Source organism: Microbacterium sp. PI-1, assembly GCF_004337555.1.
In the GTDB taxonomy this organism is placed as follows: domain Bacteria; phylum Actinomycetota; class Actinomycetes; order Actinomycetales; family Microbacteriaceae; genus Microbacterium; species Microbacterium aurugineum.
This window is the reverse complement of sequence record NZ_SJYZ01000014.1, coordinates 1-18,621: the sequence shown is the minus strand read 5'-3', so window position 1 is coordinate 18,621 and position 18,621 is coordinate 1. Positions and strand designations below refer to the sequence as shown.

The 18,621-nt window shown below is 67.6% G+C and carries 16 protein-coding genes and 1 tRNA gene; 14 read left to right on the top strand and 3 right to left on the bottom strand.

Going from position 1 to position 18,621, the window contains the following annotated elements:
- Positions 1-8 precede the first annotated feature (8 nt).
- Positions 9-449 carry a DUF805 domain-containing protein gene (locus tag E0W80_RS12535; RefSeq protein ID WP_131492934.1) on the top strand — a complete coding sequence of 147 codons (441 nt, stop codon included), beginning with the start codon at positions 9-11 and terminating at the stop codon, positions 447-449.
- A 26-nt stretch (positions 450-475) separates the two neighbouring features.
- On the opposite strand, the gene E0W80_RS12530 is transcribed toward E0W80_RS12535, so the two are convergent.
- Complete coding sequence (locus E0W80_RS12530; RefSeq protein ID WP_131492932.1) at positions 476-2,311, bottom strand: DUF2207 domain-containing protein; 1,836 nt, start codon at positions 2,309-2,311, stop codon at positions 476-478.
- A gap of 80 nt (positions 2,312-2,391) precedes the next feature.
- On the opposite strand from E0W80_RS12530, the gene lysS reads away from it, so the two are divergent.
- Complete coding sequence (lysS, locus tag E0W80_RS12525) at positions 2,392-3,924, top strand: lysine--tRNA ligase (RefSeq protein WP_131492930.1); 1,533 nt, start codon at positions 2,392-2,394, stop codon at positions 3,922-3,924.
- Positions 3,925-3,941: 17 nt separating this feature from the next.
- Here lysS and E0W80_RS12520 read toward each other — a convergent pair whose 3' ends face one another.
- Entirely contained in the window at positions 3,942-5,069 is a 1,128-nt protein-coding gene (locus E0W80_RS12520) for a DUF4192 family protein (protein ID WP_131492928.1), read from the bottom strand.
- A gap of 112 nt (positions 5,070-5,181) precedes the next feature.
- Here E0W80_RS12520 and E0W80_RS19180 point away from each other — a divergent pair, with 112 nt between their 5' ends.
- The 3 genes from E0W80_RS19180 to E0W80_RS12510 all read left to right on the top strand — a co-directional run bounded on the left by E0W80_RS19180 (position 5,182) and on the right by E0W80_RS12510 (position 7,677).
- A complete protein-coding gene (locus E0W80_RS19180; protein WP_165875449.1) occupies positions 5,182-5,355 on the top strand; it encodes a hypothetical protein in 174 nt (57 codons plus the stop codon).
- An 85-nt stretch (positions 5,356-5,440) separates the two neighbouring features.
- Entirely contained in the window at positions 5,441-6,901 is a 1,461-nt protein-coding gene (gene cls / locus E0W80_RS12515) for a cardiolipin synthase (RefSeq protein WP_131492927.1), read from the top strand.
- A gap of 47 nt (positions 6,902-6,948) precedes the next feature.
- Complete coding sequence (locus tag E0W80_RS12510; protein WP_131492926.1) at positions 6,949-7,677, top strand: hypothetical protein; 729 nt, start codon at positions 6,949-6,951, stop codon at positions 7,675-7,677.
- 14 nt (positions 7,678-7,691) lie between these two features.
- On the opposite strand, the gene E0W80_RS12505 is transcribed toward E0W80_RS12510, so the two are convergent.
- Positions 7,692-8,690 (bottom strand): diacylglycerol kinase family protein, encoded by a 999-nt coding sequence (locus tag E0W80_RS12505; RefSeq protein WP_131492925.1) that lies wholly within the window; start codon positions 8,688-8,690, stop codon positions 7,692-7,694.
- 91 nt (positions 8,691-8,781) lie between these two features.
- On the opposite strand from E0W80_RS12505, the gene serS reads away from it, so the two are divergent.
- The 9 genes from serS (at position 8,782) to E0W80_RS12460 (ending at position 18,547) form a co-directional block, all read left to right on the top strand.
- The gene (serS, locus tag E0W80_RS12500) at positions 8,782-10,086 is read left to right on the top strand and encodes a serine--tRNA ligase (protein WP_131492924.1); all 1,305 of its coding nucleotides are present in this window, start codon (positions 8,782-8,784) and stop codon (positions 10,084-10,086) included.
- On the top strand, positions 10,083-10,904 hold the full coding sequence (locus E0W80_RS12495) for an HAD hydrolase family protein (protein ID WP_131492923.1): 822 nt from the start codon (positions 10,083-10,085) through the stop codon (positions 10,902-10,904). Before serS ends, E0W80_RS12495 begins: the two co-directional genes overlap by 4 nt.
- Positions 10,905-10,947: 43 nt before the next feature.
- Positions 10,948-11,032 (top strand) — tRNA-Ser (locus tag E0W80_RS12490).
- Between the two features lie 49 nt (positions 11,033-11,081).
- On the top strand, positions 11,082-12,320 hold the full coding sequence (locus E0W80_RS12485; protein ID WP_131492922.1) for an LCP family protein: 1,239 nt from the start codon (positions 11,082-11,084) through the stop codon (positions 12,318-12,320).
- A gap of 62 nt (positions 12,321-12,382) precedes the next feature.
- A complete protein-coding gene (locus E0W80_RS12480; protein WP_131492918.1) occupies positions 12,383-13,387 on the top strand; it encodes a LacI family DNA-binding transcriptional regulator in 1,005 nt (334 codons plus the stop codon).
- A gap of 189 nt (positions 13,388-13,576) precedes the next feature.
- Positions 13,577-15,223, top strand: coding sequence for a glycoside hydrolase family 13 protein (locus tag E0W80_RS12475; protein WP_131493014.1), 1,647 nt, complete (start codon positions 13,577-13,579; stop codon positions 15,221-15,223).
- A 40-nt stretch (positions 15,224-15,263) separates the two neighbouring features.
- Positions 15,264-16,631, top strand: a complete 1,368-nt coding sequence (locus E0W80_RS12470; protein WP_131492916.1) for an extracellular solute-binding protein — start codon at positions 15,264-15,266, stop codon at positions 16,629-16,631.
- 6 nt (positions 16,632-16,637) lie between these two features.
- Positions 16,638-17,603 carry a sugar ABC transporter permease gene (locus tag E0W80_RS12465; protein WP_194239344.1) on the top strand — a complete coding sequence of 322 codons (966 nt, stop codon included), beginning with the start codon at positions 16,638-16,640 and terminating at the stop codon, positions 17,601-17,603.
- Entirely contained in the window at positions 17,600-18,547 is a 948-nt protein-coding gene (locus E0W80_RS12460) for a carbohydrate ABC transporter permease (RefSeq protein ID WP_131492914.1), read from the top strand. Before E0W80_RS12465 ends, E0W80_RS12460 begins: the two co-directional genes overlap by 4 nt.
- Positions 18,548-18,621 lie beyond the last annotated feature (74 nt).

The window sequence follows — 18,621 nt, the reverse complement described above, 5'->3', positions numbered from 1 at the left end:
GGCGACTCATGAGTACGGCGAGCGTGGCTGATCCGCTCTACGGTGCTTCCTTGGGGCAAGCGATCACGAGGTTCTTTCGCAAGTACGCCACGTTCTCCGGTCGTGCGAGTCGCTCGGAGTATTGGTGGTGGCAACTCGCCACAACCGTCGTCTATCTGGTTCTGGCGGGCTCGACTTTTGCCATCGGCGTCGCGGGCGGCGAACTCGACACCGGAAATGCGGTCTTCTCCCTGGGACCCGCTTTCAACGTCGGGGTCACGCTCCTGGCGGTCTGGGCCCTGGCCACGCTCGTGCCGCAAATCGCGCTGGCCGTGCGACGCCTGCACGACACGAACCTCTCGGGGTGGTTCGTCCTGCTGCGGCTCATTCCGTCCGTCGGGGACATCGTGCTGTTGGTGCTGACGATACAGCCGTCCAATCCCGCGGGCGCGCGGTACGACAGGCGCTGAGCCGAGGTCTCTCCCGGGGCCCGGGGTCAGCGCCCGCCGGAGAACCCGCCGCCGCCTCCGCCCCCGGAGAACCCGCCGCCGAACGATCCGCCGGCGCTCGACGAGGCGCTCGTCGAGGGTGCCGTGTAGGTCGCGGCGGAGCGCGACGATGCCATGAACGCCGCGAGCTGCATCCGGACGGCGAAGGACGCGGGGTCGCCCATCCAGGTCGCTCCGCGATGCTCATGCGCATAGGCATGCTCGAGGACATCGCCCCATTCGTTCTCCATGCCGAACAGGATCGCGTAAGGGAGGAGCCGTTCGTACAGGTGGATGACGTCGGCGGTGCCGTCCGATCGACGTTCGGCGCCGCTGTAGGACTGGAGCATGCGCAGGCGATCCGCCTCGGCGACCCGGATGAACTCCTGCACGCCTTGCAGGTACTCGTAGGTGCGAGCGCCCTCTGGGGTGAGAACGGTGTGCTTCGAGAACGCGTACAGGCTCGACAGCAGAACGAGGAACGCGACGAAGGAGATCACGACCACACCGGGGATGGCGGAGAGGCGGCCGGTCGTGGCGGCCCAGATGCCGAGGGCCAGGCCGATCGCTGCGATGCCGATCGCGCACCACTGCAGGATGACGGCCGCGCGACTGCGGGCCTTCTCGGTCAGGCCACGCGATGCCGCGGCAACCTTCCCGCTCTGCTCCAGGGTGGACATCCGCGCGGCGAACGCCTCGTCTGCGGCAGGAACGTCGACGACACCGTCGGGGTCGGCGTCGGCGAAGAGCGCCTCGAGCGCGGCCTCGTCCAGCTCGTCGGACCCGGTCGTCGCCCGCAGACGCCGCAACCGGGGTTCCTCCGCCGTCGCGCCCTCTTCGATGCGCAGGCTGCCGCGCACGGCGAGGTGGACGATCTCGGCGGGGATCATGTCTTTCGCGCCGGGGATGACGGCGCCGGCGAGCAAGGGAGGAAGCGAATCCGGCACGTCGTACTGGGCGATGACGATCCCGGTCGCTCTCCGGCGTCGGCGCGTGAATCCTGCGACGGCCACCCAGCTGCCGACGGAGACGCCGACCGCACCGACGGCGGCGATCAGCGGGGCGATGTCGCCCACCGGATCCGGCGTCCGCGCGAGGGGCTGTGCGACGGTGTCCGCGTCGAAGCCGATTGCCACGGTCACCCCGTGACCGGCGGGGAACTGGGCGGATTCGACCCGGAACGTCGCGGCCCCACCGTCGGTGGTCGGGCCCTGAAGGTCGCACTTGTCCCTCGAGCCCAAAGCACCGGTATAGCAGCGGGCGGAGCCGGTGAGCGCCGCCGACATCTCGCTGTCGAACGTGATGTCGGCACGGAAGCGTTCAATGGGCTGTGTGCTGTCGAGGGGGAGCAGGTCCCAATAGAATTCGTCCACCGACGGCGTCGACGACCCATCGGTCGGACTCGTCGCCAGCACCACGTCGCGCATCTCGTACTCGATCACGTACGTGGTGAGGCCCTGCATGTAGTCGTCGGTGCCGATGCTCACGAAGGTGAGTCCGTCTTCCTCGTCGGTCTCGTAGGGGACGGCAGTACCGTCTTCATCCGTGACCGCGATGATCCGCGTCTCGGTGCTGGCGCCCTGGTATGAGGTCGGCAGTCCCCGGACGATTCCGCGATTCTGATCGGTCTCGGGGAAGCGGGCGACCAGCGTCTCGGTCACCCGCATCAGCGCGCGGCCCTCCTGATCCAGGCCGACCTCGTAGTCGGCATCCCAGGAGGCATACGAGAAGTCGTCCACGTCCGCCGCGGAGACAGGTGCCGCTTCCGCGGTGACCGGCATGGCGATCCCGGCAAGAGCGAGGGAGAGGGCAGCGAACGCGCGGAGGATCCGTGGGTGGGCCATTCTTCGAGGCTACCCAGCCCGTGCCGAGGGAAGAGACGCCGCCTCGGTAAACTGGGAACGACTTTCAAGGAGCCCCGCACATGACTGACGCGTCCGCCGCGCCCGAACCGGCCTCGAACGACCTCCCCGCCGAGGAAGACGTCCACGAACAGAAGGCCGTGCGACTCGCCAAGCGCGAGCGTCTGATCGAGAAGCGGACGGATGCCGGTGGGGGAGCTTTCCCGGTGGGCGTGCCGATCACGCACACCATCCCCGCGCTGCGCGCCGAGTACGGTGACCTCGAAGCCGGCGATGAGACCGGCGTCGTGGTCGGCGTCGCCGGTCGTGTGGTGTTCAGCCGGAACACCGGCAAGCTCTGCTTCGCGACGCTGCAGGCCGGTGACGGCGCACGCATCCAGGCGATGATCTCGCTTGCGAACGTCGGCGAGGAGTCGCTGGCGGACTGGAAGGAGTACGTCGACCTCGGTGATCACGTCTTCGTGCACGGAGAAGTGATCTCCAGCCGTCGCGGAGAGCTGTCGATCATGGCCGATGGGTGGGAGATCGCGTCGAAGGCGGTCCTGCCTCTCCCCAACGCCTACTCCGAGCTCAGCGAGGAAGGGCGCGTGCGCAGCCGCTACCTCGATCTCATCGTCCGTGAGCAGGCACGCACCACGGTCCGTGCGCGTGCGGCCGTGAACGCGAGCCTGCGTGCCACCTTCACCAGCCACGACTACCTCGAGGTCGAGACGCCGATGCTGCAGGTGCAGCACGGAGGGGCATCCGCACGCCCGTTCATCACCCACTCGAACGCCTTCGACACGGAGCTGTACCTGCGCATCGCGCCGGAGCTGTATCTGAAGCGCGCGGTCGTCGGGGGCATCGAGCGTGTCTACGAGATCAACCGCAACTTCCGGAATGAGGGTGCGGATTCCACGCACAGCCCCGAGTTCGCGATGCTCGAGGCCTATCAGGCCTATGGCGACTACAACCAGATGGCCGCGTTGACGCAGGAACTCGTGCAGAAGGCGGCGATCGCGGTCGCCGGATCGACGACCGTGACCTGGGCCGATGGCACCGAGTACGACCTCGGCGGCGAGTGGGACCGCATCTCGATGTACGAGTCGCTCTCCGCAGCATCGGGCCGCACGGTCACCCCGCAGGACTCCGTCGAAGACCTCATCGCCTTCGCCGAGCAGACCGGTGTCGACCTTCCGCCTCAGGCCACCCACGGCAAGCTCGTCGAAGAGCTGTGGGAGCACTTCGTGAAGGGCGACCTGGTGCGCCCGACGTTCGTGATGGACTTCCCCGTCGACACCTCCCCTCTCGTGCGTGAACACCGCTCGATCGACGGCGTCGTGGAGAAGTGGGACCTGTACATCCGCGGGTTCGAGCTGGCGACCGGATACTCCGAGCTCGTCGACCCCGTGATCCAGCGCGAGCGCTTCGTCGAGCAGGCGAAGCTCGCCGCACGGGGTGACGTCGAGGCGATGCCTGTCGACGAGGAGTTCCTGCGAGCACTCGAGCACGGCATGCCGCCATCCGGGGGGATGGGCATGGGGATCGACCGTCTGCTGATGGCGATCACCGGCCTGGGGATCCGCGAGACCATCCTCTTCCCGCTGGTCAAGTAGTTCGCGAGGCCCGGCGTTCATCGTGCCGGGCCTCGACGGAACGCCCATTCCGGCAACAGGGCGCTGCCGATCATGGTCTCCAGTAACGCTGCGAGAGAGTAGCCGGGATCGATCTCGCGCACCAGGTCGAGGTAGTGACCCGCATGCGTGGCCCGGCCGAGGGCCCAGGACAACCACGCCGCCGCCGTCAGCGGTGCCGGTCGTGAAGCCCGCGGTGCTCGTGCGGCCGCCGCGCGGACGGCCGAGAGGGCGACGCGAAGCCGTTCCGGGTCCGGGCCGGGCCCCTGCCCCAGGAACAACCGCCCCAATTCGTCCGGGACCATCTCGCCGCTGGTCGCGAAGGCCATCTGTGCGCTGTAGGCGCGCTTGCCGCCGAGGAGGTCGGTGGCCCACTGGGCGATCGCGACATCTCGCAGAAGCGGGCGCTCGAGACACCACAGCAACGTCGCGGTCGCGAACGGCGGGAGCGTATCGGGAGTCGCGAGCACGGACTCGAAGAGCGCCGGGATGTCTTCCAACAGCACGAGCGCGGCGATCAGCTGGGGGTTCTCGCGTCCGGTCACACGCGCGCTGCGTCCCGTCTCCTCCTGATCGAGCAGTGCCGTCAGCTCCTGCATCGCTCGCCCGACCCCTTCCTTCTCTGCGAGGTCGACCACGGGGAGTTCCGCTCCGGCCCACTGATCCCCGGAGACATCGCCCACCGATGGCACCTCCGCGGGCGGGAGGACCTCCGCGAGGGGGTGGAGACGCGGCGCCGGGTCGAGATAGCTCGACCACCCCGACGGCGTCACACAGAGCGCGTCGACCACTCGGAGACCGGCATCCTCCGCGGACCCCAGCACCTCGTCGACGGCCACGGCGTGCGGCAGCACGAGCCCGTCGCGGGTGGCCTGGGACTCCTCGTCGGTGTAGACCACGAGTGCCACGGCATCGGTGCCGGTGACGCGCGACGCCAGGCCGACCGCCGCATGAGCGTAGTGCTCGAGATCGGTCTCGTCGTCGGGGAGGTCCAGCCGCATGGCTCCTTCCGTGCGGGCGCCGCAGAAAGGGAGCAGGACGATGCTCCGACGAGGTGTGAACCCGGCGAGAGGGGGGACCAGGGCGAGGAACGCGGCGGAATCGGTGGCACGAAGAACTGTTGTCATGCCGAGAGTGTCGCGGAACGCGTGGCCACGCAGGGCGGAAGAGGCGGGCTGTGGACGCGGATCCTGAAAGAGCGGGAATGTGCACGAAGAGTGGCTCGCGTACCATGGGGTGATGGACAACTTCTGGCTCGCCGCGGCATGGTCTCTCCTGCCGACCGTCGGAGTGAGCATCGTGTTCGTCTTCGTGCTCCGCGGCATCCTTCGCTTCGATCGCAAAGAGCGCAAGGTCCACGCGCAGATCGAGGCCGAAGAGCGCGCGGCGCGCGGCCTCCCGCCGCGCGTCTGAGTCCGACCCATCCGCTACTGTGAAGCCAGCACACCGGCTCCGGTGTGAGTCCGAGGTGATCGTCACCACGGTGTGAGGGGACACGATGACCGCGGAGACCTGGGGCTGGTGGATAGCCGCCTTCCTCGTGGCCCTCGACATCGTCATCCGCGTGACGGCGATCATCGTCATCCCGCGCAATCGCCGACCGACGGCCGCGATGGCCTGGCTCCTCGCGGTCTTCTTCATCCCGTTCGTCGGCGTGTTCCTCTTCCTGCTGATCGGAAACCCACGGCTCCCGCGTGCCCGGCGGCGCAAGCAGGACCAGATCAACGAATACATCGCCCAGACGAGTGAGCACCTGCACTTCGGGACTCTGCGTCCGAACGCCCCCGAGTGGTTGGGGCCCATCGTCCAGATGAATCAGAAGCTCGGCGCGCTGCCGCTCTCGGGTGACAACGGCGCCCACCTGATCTCGGACTACCAGGAGTCCCTCGACGAGATGGCCGAGGCCATCCGCACCGCTCAGGAGTACGTGCACGTCGAGTTCTACATCCTGCAAGCGGATGCGTCGACGGACAACTTCTTCCGAGCGCTCGAAGAGGTCTCGGCGCGTGGCGTCGAGGTGAGAGTCCTCCTCGATCACTGGGCCAACCGCGGCAAGCCCCGGTACAAGCAGACCATCGCCCGTCTCGACGCCATGGGCGCCGACTGGCATCTTATGCTCCCCGTGCAGCCGTTCAAGGGCAAGATGCAGCGTCCTGACCTGCGCAATCACCGCAAGCTCCTGGTCGTCGACGGCAACATCGCGTTCCTGGGCTCGCAGAACATCACGGACTCGACGTACAACCTGCCGAAGAACATCAAGCGCGGTCTGCACTGGGTCGACCTCATGGTCCGTCTGGACGGTCCCGTGGTGCTGAGTGTCAACGCGATCTTCGTGGCCGACTGGTACAGCGAGACCGACACGGTCCTCGAGGGGATCGACATCGCCCATGCGAACATCGGCTCGGGCGACCTCGACTGCCAGGTCGTGCCGTCGGGACCGGGGTTCGAGGTCGAGAACAACCTCCGGCTCTTCCTCGGGCTGCTGTACGCGGCCAAGAAGAAGATCATGATCGTCAGCCCCTACTTCGTCCCCGACGAAGCGCTCCTGCTGGCGGTGACCGCAGCCGTCGACCGAGGCGTCCACGTGGAGCTCTTCGTGTCGGAGGAGGGCGATCAGGCGATGGTCTACCACGCCCAACGCAGCTACTACGAGGTGCTGCTCAAGGCCGGCGTGCGGATCTGGATGTATCGCAAGCCGTACATCCTGCACACCAAGACGCTCACGATCGACGACGGGGTCGCGGTCATCGGGTCCAGCAACATGGACATGCGCTCCTTCGGTCTGAACCTCGAAGTCTCGATGCTGGTGCGGGGCGAGGAGTTCGTCGCCGAGATGCGCGAAGTCGAGGACAAGTACCGCTCGCTCAGTCGCGAGCTGACCCTCGAGGAGTGGATGCAGCAGCCGCTGCGCTCCACCGTGCTCGACAACCTGGCGCGTCTCACCTCCGCCCTGCAGTAGCACGCGAGTGCCTTCCGGGTGATCGTGGCGCGGGATACTCTGTGTGCATGACCTCCGCGCTGCGTCCCCTCGCCTCCGTCGTCGGCCTCGTCGCCGCCGCGTTCCTCGTCGCAGGGTGCACCGCCGGGCCGGGTGCGGACACCCCGACGAGTTCACCGGCTCCGAGCGCCGGAGACGTCGACGATCAGAACGACATGGAGGGCACCCTGCTCGATGACGGTCGCATGTTCGCGGTCGTCACGTGGGGATCCTCGACCTGCGTGCCGCAGGTGGACCAGGTCACGGGCGAGGGCCAGACCGTGACCGTGACCCTGGCGGATCCGGCCGCGGAAGCGGAGAAGCCGTGCACGGCCGATCTCGCTCCGCGGGCGAGCCTCGGCGCCCTGCCCGAAGGCGTGGACCCGACGAAGGACATCACCCTGAACGTCACCTACGGCGATCTCACCGACGACATCGACCTCGACGGCGACCCCGCTGCCGCAGGAACGCCTGGAAGCTCGACCGAGTACCTGCCGACCGCCGGCTGGTTCGACGACGGTGCTCTCGTGCTGCTCACCTGGGGATCCTCGAGCTGTATCCCGGTCGTGGAGTCCCTCGAGGGCTCCGGTACCTCCGGCACCGCCACCTTCGTCACCGATGACGATCAGGTCTGCACGATGGACATGGGGCCGCGGGCGACCATGCTCGCGTTCGGCGACGACACCGTCGAGGACGACGGCACCTTCACACTGACCCTGGTCGGCGGCGGTCTCGACGGAACGGTCGAGGTCCGGTAGCGTCGCCGTGGGTCTCAGAGCATGTGCACCGGGTGGCCGGACGGAAGCGCCAGCAGGAGCGCTCCCGGGTCGGCCCAGCAGGTGATCCGCACGGCTTCACCGAATTCATCCCCGTCGAGTTCGATCGGGATCGGTCCGGGCACAGCGGCTTCGGCGGCTGCCCCGTGGAAGTAGTGCACCGAGGCGTTCTTGCCGCGACGTTCGAGCACGCGACGCCCGGCACGGAAGCGCCGCAGCACCGAGTTGTCCCACCAGATCTTGCGCCAGACGGCGAACCATCCGAGGACCCCGGTGGGTTTGATGACGGCGATGTCGAGGGATGCGTCGGTGATCGACCCGTCAGGGATCAGCGCGATGCCGGCGGGAAGGGTCCCGCAGTTCGCGAAGAGCAGGCTGTACGCGCGATGCGAATGCAGGCGGCCGTCATCGACCTGGTAGACCGCACGGAAGGGCTTCGCGCGGGGCAGCGACCGTGCGGCGCCGTCGACGTACGCGATCCATCCGACCGACTTCTTCAGGTTCGAGCGCGTGTTCGCGATCATGTCCGCATCCAGGCCCATGCCGGCGAGCACCACGAAGGCGTGTTCCTGCTCCTCGCCGTCGGCTCTGGTCAGGCGCGCCCAGCCGATGTCGATCGGGTGCCGGAAGCCGCCGAGAGCGGCTCGGATCATCTCCGTGGGGTCGGCGAGCGGAAGTCCGAGGTTGCGGGCGAGGAGATTCCCGGTGCCGCTGGGCAGGATCGCCAACGGGACTCCGGTGTTCGCGATCGCTTCGGACACGGCGCGGACCGTGCCGTCGCCGCCCGCCACCAGGACGACGTCGACGCCGCGTTCGAGGGCTTGTGCAGTTGCCTGCTGTCCGGCATCCTCCACCGTCGTCGGGTAGAAGGCCGGGTGTTCCCACCCCGCTTCGCGGGACAGGTCCCTCACGGCTTCACGGAGGTGCTTCCCGTCGACCTTGATCGGGTTGTAGACGAGTGCCGCCTGTCGTCGGACGGGGGCGGGCGTGGTCATGGCGCTACTCTAATCCGCGATGCCGGGTCTCGCGGACTGCGCGCATCCGTGCGGCCGAGGGGTGGCGTCCGCCGCACCGTAGACTTGGAAGATGATCGACCTCGCACTCCTCCGCGAAGAACCGGAGACCGTCCGCCGTTCGCAGGCTGCTCGTGGAAACGACCAGAGCACCGTCGACGTCGCACTCGAGGCCGATCGATCGCGGAGGGCTGCACTGTCCGCCTTCGAGGAGTTGCGCGCGGAGCAGAACGCTTTCGGCAAGCAGGTCGCGAAAGCCCCGAAGGAAGAGAAGGCGGCGCTCGTCGCGCAGGCCAAGGACCTGGCGGAGCGCGTCAAGCAGGCCCAGCACGCGGCGAACGACGCAGCCGACGCGGCCTCCGCTGCGCTCGCCCGGATCGAGAACGTCGTGATCGACGGGGTGCCGGCCGGCGGTGAGGCCGACTTCGTCGAGCTGCGTCGGGTCGGAGACGTCCCCGCCTTCGACTTCGAGCCGCGCGACCACCTGGAACTCGGCGAGCTTCTCGGCGCGATCGACATGGAGCGCGGGGCGAAGGTCTCCGGCGCGCGGTTCTACTTCCTGCGTGGCATCGGCGCGCGCCTCGAGATCGCGCTCATGAACCTCGCGCTCGATAAGGCACTGCAGAACGGTTTCGTGCCGTTGATCACGCCGACCCTCGTGCGCCCCGAGATCATGCAGGGGACCGGCTTCCTCGGTGAGCACGCCGACGAGGTCTATCACCTCGACAAGGACGACGACCTCTACCTGGTCGGCACCAGTGAGGTCGCGCTCGCCGGGTACCACAAGGACGAGATCGTCGACCTCGGCGATGGCGCCCTCCGCTACGCGGGGTGGTCGACGTGCTACCGGCGCGAGGCCGGCTCCCACGGCAAGGACACCCGTGGCATCATCCGCGTGCACCAGTTCAACAAGCTCGAGATGTTCGTCTACACGACCGCGGAGGATGCCGAGGCCGAGCACCTTCGCCTCGTCGCGCTGCAGGAGGAGATGCTGACCTCGCTCGGTCTCGCCTATCGCGTGATCGACGTCGCCGCGGGAGACCTCGGGTCGAGCGCCGCACGCAAGTACGACATCGAAGCGTGGGTGCCCACCCAAGGCGCGTTTCGTGAACTCACGTCGACCTCGAACTGCACCACGTTCCAGGCCCGCCGCCTTGACGTCCGCTACCGGCCGGCGGTCGACGCGTCAGAAGGCGCGGCGAAGACGCAGCACGTCGCCACGCTCAACGGAACGCTCGCCACCACCCGCTGGATCGTTGCGCTGCTCGAGACGCATCAGCAGGCCGACGGCTCGGTGCGGGTGCCCGAGGTTCTGCGCCCGTACCTCGGCGGCCTCGACGTGATCCGGCCGCTCGACGAGGGGCGGGCAGCTCGGTGACGGCATCCTGGCTCATCGGTCTCGACGTCGACGGAACGATCCTGCTGCAGGACGAGACCATGAGTCCCGGAGTTCCCGAAGCGATCGCGCGGGTTCGCGACGCCGGACACGTGGTCACGATCGCGACTGGGCGCAGCTGGATGGCGACGCGGCGCTACGTCGAGGAGCTCGGCCTCACCGCGGATTATGTCGTGTGCTCCAACGGCGCGGTCACGATGCGTCGCGACGGAGACGACTGGGAGCGCTGGAGCGTCGAGACGTTCGACCCGACCCCCGTTCTCGGACTGCTGCGCGACCGCCTCCCCGAGGCCCGGTACATGGTCGAGCTCGCTTCCGGGCAGCGGCTGTACACCGAGCAGCTCGATGACTGCACGCTCGACGGCGGTCGCCAGGTCGACTTCGAGGAACTCGGCCGACTCCCTGTGTCACGCATCGTGGTCGTCTCGCCCGGGCACGACGAGGACGACTTCCATCGGCTCGTCGCGGATGCCGGTCTCAACGAGGTCTCGTACGCGATCGGTTGGACGGCCTGGCTGGACATCGCCCCGCAGGGCGTCGACAAGGGGACCGCACTGGAGCTGGTGCGCACCGAACTGGGACTCGACGGAGGGCGCATCCTCGTCGCCGGCGACGGTCGCAACGACATCGGTATGTTCGGCTGGGCGCGTGCTCTCGACGGACGGGCCGTGGCGATGGGTCAGGCCCCCGCGGAAGTGAAGGATGCCGCGAGCGAGGTCACCGCAGACGTGCAGGACGGCGGACTGGCGCAGGCCCTCGACACGCTTCCAGCACCCGCCCAGGTCAGCGCGGGAGAATAGAACTCGGCTAGACTCACGCCTTGTCGACAGATGCGTCTGTCGAGGAGGGTTGTCCGAGCGGCCGATGGAGCTGGTCTTGAAAACCAGTGGGCAGAGATGTCTCGTGGGTTCGAATCCCACACCCTCCGCAGCTGAGCACGGTGGCCCCTCACCGGCGCTGAATCCGAAAGGCCCCGAGTGAGCGAGAACCCCCGCCGCCGCCGCACGGTCGCGCGACACGGTCAGCTGGCGACCCCCGGTCCCGTCAACCAGCTGCTGAAGCTCATCGCGATCGGTCTGGCAGTGGTGCTCGTCAGTGGGTTCGGTGTCGCGGCCTACATCGCCTACGACTTCTCGAGCACGGTCGCCGCGAACGCCGTCGACCTCGAGGGTCAGGAGGCGGTCCCGCCGGACATCGGTGAGTATGAAGAAGGTTTCAACCTCGTCCTCACCGGCGTCGACACCTGCGAAGAGAAGTACGCGGGTCTGTTCGGCGAGCGGTGCACCGGTAGCGATGCCGGCGGCACCCTCAACGACGTGAATCTCCTGGTGCACGTCTCTCAGGAGCCGCGTCGCATCACCGTCGTGAGCTTCCCCCGCGACCTGATGATCCCGATCCCGGAGTGCGTCGATGACGAGGGCAACGTCCGCTCGGCGATGAGCAAGCAGCCGCTCAACACGGCGTACACCGACGGTGGTCTCAACTGCGTCGTCAAGACGATCTCGGAGCTGACGGATCAGGAGATCCAGTTCGCGGCCTCCGTCACCTTCGGCGGCGTGATCGAGATCACCAACGCGATCGGCGGCGTCGACGTATGCCTCGCCAACCCGATCAAGGACCGCTACACCGGCCTCGACATGGCCGCGGGCACGCACACCGTCGAAGGCCTGCAGGCCCTCCAGTTCCTGCGGACGCGCCACGGTGTCGGTGACGGTAGCGACCTCGGCCGCATCGGCAACCAGCAGCAGTACATGTCGAGCCTCGCCCGCAAGATGATCAGTGGTGAGGTGCTCGGCAACGTCCCGGTCATGCTCAAGCTCGCCAACACGGCGCTCAGCAATCTGGAAGCCAGCACCTCGTTGGCGAACAACCCGATGACGCTCGTGCAGATCGCGCTCGCGGTGAAGTCGGTGCCGTTCGAGGACATCGTCTTCGTGCAGTACCCGACCGGGGCGGACTACGCCGACCCGAACAAGGTCGTCCCGAACCAGGAGGCCGCCGCAGCCCTCTGGGATGCGATCGAGGCGAACGCGCAGCTGCAGATCACGCACCAGAACACCAGCAACGACGGCGTAATCGTGCAGGAGCCGACCGAGCCCGTCACCGAGGCCACGCCGGATCCCACGGCCACCCCGGACACCGTGGTGGCGTTGCCCGACTCGATCAAGGGAAACTCGGCCGCGCAGACGACCTGCTCCAACGGCAACGTCCGCTGAGACGCCTGCGCTCCGTGCAATTCGCTTGCGCAGTCTTGCAAGGATTTGCGTAAGCTGACCCCATGTCGAAGCGACTCGCCGAGGTGGCGCGCAAGGTCGGAGTGAGCGAAGCCACGGTCAGCCGTGTGCTCAACGACAAGCCGGGGGTCTCCGATGCCACGCGGCAGGCGGTTCTGACCGCGCTCGACGTGCTCGGATACGAACGGCCGACGAAGCTTCGCGGCGAGCGGGCGCGTCTGGTGGGTCTGGTGCTCCCCGAGTTGCAGAATCCGATCTTCCCCGCCTTCGCCGAGATCGTCGGTGGCGCGCTCACTCAGAACGGCTACACGCCTCTGTTGTGCACGCAGAACGCGGGCGGCGTGACGGAGTCGGACTACGTCGACCTGCTTCTCGCGCAGCAGGTCTCGGGAGTGATCTTCCTCGGCGGAAACTACACACAGGCGGATGCCGCGCACGAGCACTATGAGCGGCTGCGCCAGGTGAACCTGCCGACGGTTCTCGTGAACGCCCGCGTGCCCGAGCTGCAGTTCGCGACAGTCTCGACCGACGACGCGGCGGCGGCCGAACAGGCGGTGCTCCACGTGCATCAGCTCGGGCATCGACGCATCGGTCTCCTCCTGGGGCCCGACGACCACGTCCCGTCGCAGCGCAAGCTCGAGTCTGCGCGTCGTCTGCTGGAGAAGCTCGGTGAGCCGCTGTCCGAAGAACTCGTGGTGCGCGGCATGTACTCGCTCGAATCGGGACAGGCCGGCGCGGCGCGGCTCTTCGCCGCCGGAGCCACGGCGATCGTCTGTGCGAGTGATCCGATGGCCCTCGGCGCGGTGCGCGCCGCGCGGCGGGCGGGGCTCGCGGTTCCCGGTGACGTGAGCATCGTCGGCTTCGACGACTCGGCGCTGATGAGCTGCACCGAGCCACCGCTGACGACCGTGCGGCAACCGATCGAGTCGATGGGGCGCGCCGTGATCGCGCTGCTGCTCGCACAGATCGCCGGAACCTCGCGGCCGAGCGACGAGCTGCTGTTCGAGCCGGAGTTGGTCCTGCGGTCTTCGACGGGTCCGCTGGCCTGACCGGGAGGCGCACCGGCGTCGCGACGAACGGCTTCGTGCGCCCGTAGCGTATCGCAAATTTCCAACATCTCGTTTACTTCTTGCGTTAAGAGCACGGAAAAGCTACATTCAACTCATCGCCCCCCGACGACGAGGAGTTCCGTGGACACTGATGTTCTGCGCAGCGCGGCACCTACCCGCACCCTGACGATGCCCGCGGGTGAGGGGTGGTGGCGCACGGCCGTCATCTATCAGGTGTACGTGCGCAGCTTCGCGGACGGCAACGGCGACGGCATCGGCGATCTCGCCGGCGTGCGCTCCCGCCTCGGATACCTCAAGAGCCTCGGGGTCGATGCGCTCTGGTTCACGCCGTGGTACCAGAGTCCGCTCGCCGATGGCGGCTATGACGTGCAGGACTACCGGCGCATCGACCCCCGTTTCGGCACCCTCGAAGAGGCCGAGCAGCTCATCGCGGAGGCGCTCGAACTCGGCATCCGCACGATCGTCGACATCGTGCCGAACCACATCTCGAACCAGCACGACTGGTTCCAGCAGGCACTGGCCGCAGGGCCGGGCAGTGTCGAGCGCGAGCGCTTCTGGTTCCACCCCGGTCGGGGCGCCGACGGCTCCGGCATCCCCACCAATTGGGTCTCCAGCTTCCAGGGCGAGACGTGGACGCGCACGCACAATCCCGACGGAACCCCCGGCGAGTGGTACCTGCACCTGTTCACTCCCGAGCAGCCCGACCTCAACTGGAACCACGTCGACGTGCGCCGCGAGCACGAGGACGTCCTGCGTTTCTGGTTCGACCGGGGCGTCGCGGGCGTCCGCATCGACTCCGCCGCCCTTCCGGTCAAGGACCCGGCTCTGCCCGACCTCCCCGCCGGCGGCACTCCGACGGCGGGGCACCCGCACATCGATCGTGACGAGTTGCACGACATCTACCGTGACTGGCGTGCCGTCGCCGACGAGTACGACGGCGAGCGGGTGCTCGTCGGCGAAGTCTGGCTCGACGATCCGGAGCGATTCGCTCGCTATCTGCGTCCGGGGGAGATGCATACGGCCTTCAACTTCGGGTTCATGACGCAGCCGTGGAGCGCGCGGGCGATGCGCGACTCCATCACCCGCACCCTTGCCGAGCACGAGCCGGTCGGAGCTCCGGCCACGTGGGTGCTCTCCAACCATGACGTGACGCGTCCGGTGACGCGCTACGGGCAGGCGGACTCCTCGTTCGCCTTCGAGCGCAAGCGGCGCGGCACCGCGACCGACGTGGAGCGGGGAGCGCGTCGAGCGCGGGCCGCGGCGCTGCTGGTCGCCGCCCTCCCCGGGAGCCTCTACATCTATCAAGGGGACGAACTCGGCCTCCCCGAGGTGGAGCTTCCGCTCGACGTGATCGAGGATCCGATGCACTTCCGCTCCGGCGGTGTCGACCCCGGACGGGACGGCTGCCGCGTGCCGCTGCCGTGGGCGGGCGCGACGAGCCCCTACGGGTTCGGCGGAGCGCCGTGGCTCCCGCAACCTGCCGATTGGGTGGGGCTCTCGGTCGAGGCCCAAAACGCCGACCCGGGCTCGACGTTGAACCTCTACCGTGCGGCGATCGCGGTGCGCCGACGCATCGACGACTTCGCCGGAAGCGAACTGGAGTGGCTCGAGCTCGGCTCCGATGTCCTCGGGTTCCGTCGCGGCGACGGCACGGTCAGCATCACCAACCTCGGCGCGGTGCCGGTACCGCTGCCCGCGCACCATGAGGTGCTGCTCGCCAGCACGCTCCTCGACGGTGGCGCACTGCCCCCCGACTCCACTGCCTGGCTCGCTCTTCGAGCCGTTCCCGGGCGCTCTCCGCGAGCGCACAAGTAGCCCTGCACCACCCGATCCGCATCACATGGAAGGACTGACAATGAAGTCACCAACGAAAGCCCTGGTCGCCGGCGTCGCCGTGCTCGCCACGGTCGGCGCACTCGCCGGCTGCACGTCGAGCGGCGATGACGGTACCGATGGCAAGACCGAGCTGCGCGTCGCCACGTTCCCCCCGGGAGCCGACGCCGCGGCCTATGAGGCGTTCGCCGCCCAGGAGAAGCAGTTCGAGGAGGAGCACCCCGACATCGACATCATCGGCGTCGAGTACGAGTGGGAGGGCCCGACCTTCGCGGTGCAACTCGCCGGTGGCAGCCTGCCCGACGTGTTCACCGTGCCTTTCACCGACTCCAAGACACTGCTCGAGAACGGGCAGCTGATGGACGTGACCGACGCGATCGAGGAGCTCGGCTACACAGACAAGTTCAATCCGATCATCCTCGACGGGGTCACCGGCTCCGATGGGAAGATCTATGGTTTCCCGCGCCAGGCCTACGCAGCAGCGCTGCACTACAACCGGGACCTGTTCGAGGCGGCGGGGCTCGATCCCGACAACCCGCCTCAGACGTGGGACGAGATCCGCACGGCCGCGAAGGCGATCACCGACGCGACGGGCAAAGCCGGCTACGCGCAGATGGCGATCAACAACACGGGCGGCTGGCAGCTCACCTCGCAGACCGTGGCGCGCGGGGGTCGCACGCAGACCGACAACAGCGACGGCACGGCGGAGTCGACGATCGACAACGACGCCACCACGGCCGCGCTGCAGTTCCTGCACGATGTGAAGTGGGAGGACGGCTCGTTCGGTTCCAAGGTCGACCTCGACTGGGGCACGATCAACCAGGAGTTCGCGGCCGGCAACATCGGCATGTACACGTCGGGTTCCGACATCTACACCGCTCTCGTCCGCGACTTCGGCATGGAGCCGTCGATCTACGGCATGACCGTCGTGCCGATGGAGGGCGACGACCCCGGGACCCTCGGCGGCGGTGACATCGCGGTGATCAGTCCCACGGTCGACGACGCGACGAAGGCGGCGGCGGTGACGTGGATCGACTGGTACTACATGCAGAAGTTGATGGATGAGGACGCCGCCGTCCTCGACGCCAAGACCCTGAACGAGTCGGGCCAGGCCGTCGGCACCCCGCTCCTGCCGGTACTCAGCCGCGAGCTGTACGACGAGTCGCAGGAGTGGATCGCCGACTACATCAACGTGCCCGTCGAACAGATGGCGCCGTTCAGCGACCGTATCTGGGATCAGACGCCGGTCGGTGAGCCGAAGGTGAAGACCCAGGAGGTCTACGCGCTCCTCGACACCGTCGTGCAGAAGGTGCTCACCGATCAGAACGCCGACATCGAGGCGCTGCTCGCTCAGGCGCAGACCGATGCACAGGCGAAGCTCGACGAGTAACGCTTCATGACGATGACGCTCTCCGAGCAGCGGGCGGCGGTGGAGGATTCTCCGCCGCCCGCTGTGCGCACCTCCCGTCGCCGCTCGCCGCTCACGTGGTTCCGCGGCGGCGGGCTCGCGAACCTCCTGTTCGTGCTCCCGATGCTCTTCGTGTTCGTCTTCTTCTCGTGGTCGCCCATCGTGCAGTCCGTGATCATGAGCTTGCAGAAGACGAACCTGATCGTCTCCGAATGGGTCGGGTTCGACAACTACGTCGCGGTGATCGGTGATCCGGAACTCGGTCGGGCCGTGATCAACACGCTGTGGTTCGCTGTGCTCGCTCTGCTCTTCGGTTTTCCGCTGCCGCTCCTGATGGCCGTGCTGATGAGCGAGGTGCGCCGCGGCAAAGGCATCTACTCGGCCCTCGCCTACCTCCCGGTCGTGATCCCGCCCGTGGTCGCCGTGCTGCTGTGGAAGTTCTTCTACAGTGCCGACCCTTCCGGTGTGTTCAACACCGTGCTCGGATATGTCGGCATCCCCCCGCAACCGTGGATCCAGGATGCCGTGCAGGCGATGCCGTCCCTCGTGCTGGAAGCCACCTGGGCCGGAGCGGGAGGCTCGATCATCATCTACCTCGCCGCGCTCCTCGGGGTGCCGCCCGAGCTCTACGACGCCGCCGAGGTGGACGGTGCCGGAATCTGGAAGAAGATCTGGCACGTCACGCTGCCGCAGCTGCGCGGCATCCTCTTCATCATGCTGATCCTGCAGATCATCGCGACAGCTCAGGTCTTCCTCGAACCGTTCCTGTTCACCGGGGGCGGCCCTGCCGGGGCGACCAAGACCGTGCTGCTGTACATCTACGACAAGGCCTTCCGCAACAGTCTGGGCGGCGACTACGGAGAGGCGACGGCCGTCTCGGTCCTGCTCGCGATCGTCCTCGCCCTGCTCTCCTGGCTGTACTTCAGGCTGACCGACCGTTGGAGCACGACATGAGTCTCACCACCCGCCTCTCGACCCGTGCGGCGGAGAAGGCAGCGGAGAAGGCCGCCGATCGCGTCGGGGACCGCACCGTCATCTCGGACTCGGAGCGGCGGCGGCGTGGCGTCCGCGTCGGCATGTCGCTCACGCATGTGTTCCTCACCGTCGGGCTGGTGATCGCCGGACTCGGGCCGATTCTGTGGCTGGCGAAGTCGGCCGTCACGCCGACGCAGGACACGCTGCAGCAGCCGTTCGCGCTCTGGCCGAACGGGACCGATTGGGAGAACCTGTCGACTGCGTGGAACGACATACACATCGATCAGTACTTCTTCAACACGGTGATCATCGCGCTCGGCGCCTGGTTCGTCCAGCTGCTCATCGCGACCACCGGCGGTTATGCGCTCTCGGTGCTGAGGCCGCGGTACGCCCCGATCCTGAACGCGCTGGTGCTGGCGACGCTGTTCATCCCGGGCATCGTGCTGCTCGTGCCGCTGTACTTGACGATCGTCCACCCACCACTCCTCGGGGAGGTGAGCCTGCTCAACAACTACCTTGCGGTCTGGCTGCCCATGGGCGCCAACGCGTTCAACATCCTGCTGGTGAAGCGGTTCTTCGACAGCCTGCCCCGCGAAGTGTTCGAGGCGGCGCGGACCGATGGTGCCGGCCCCTTCCGCCTGTTCTGGTCGATCGTGCTGCCCATGTCGAAGCCCATCCTCGGCGTGGTCTCCGTGTTCGCGATCATCGCGGCGTGGAAGGACTACCTCTGGCCGATGCTCGTGCTGCCGGATCCGTCGGTGCAGCCGCTGTCGGTCCGTCTTCCGGCCGTGCAGTCGCAGACCGAGCTCGACGTGTTCCTGGCAGCGTTGGCGATCGCGACGCTGATCCCGATCGGCATGTTCCTGCTGTTCCAATCCGTGTTCCTGCGCTCGGCGGGGTTGGGGGGAGCCGTCAAGGGCTAGCCGAGACCCCCCTCTCCCGCCGAGACCCCCGGCCGTTGTCGCCCCCAGGGCGGGGTCTCGACGAGAAGGCGGGG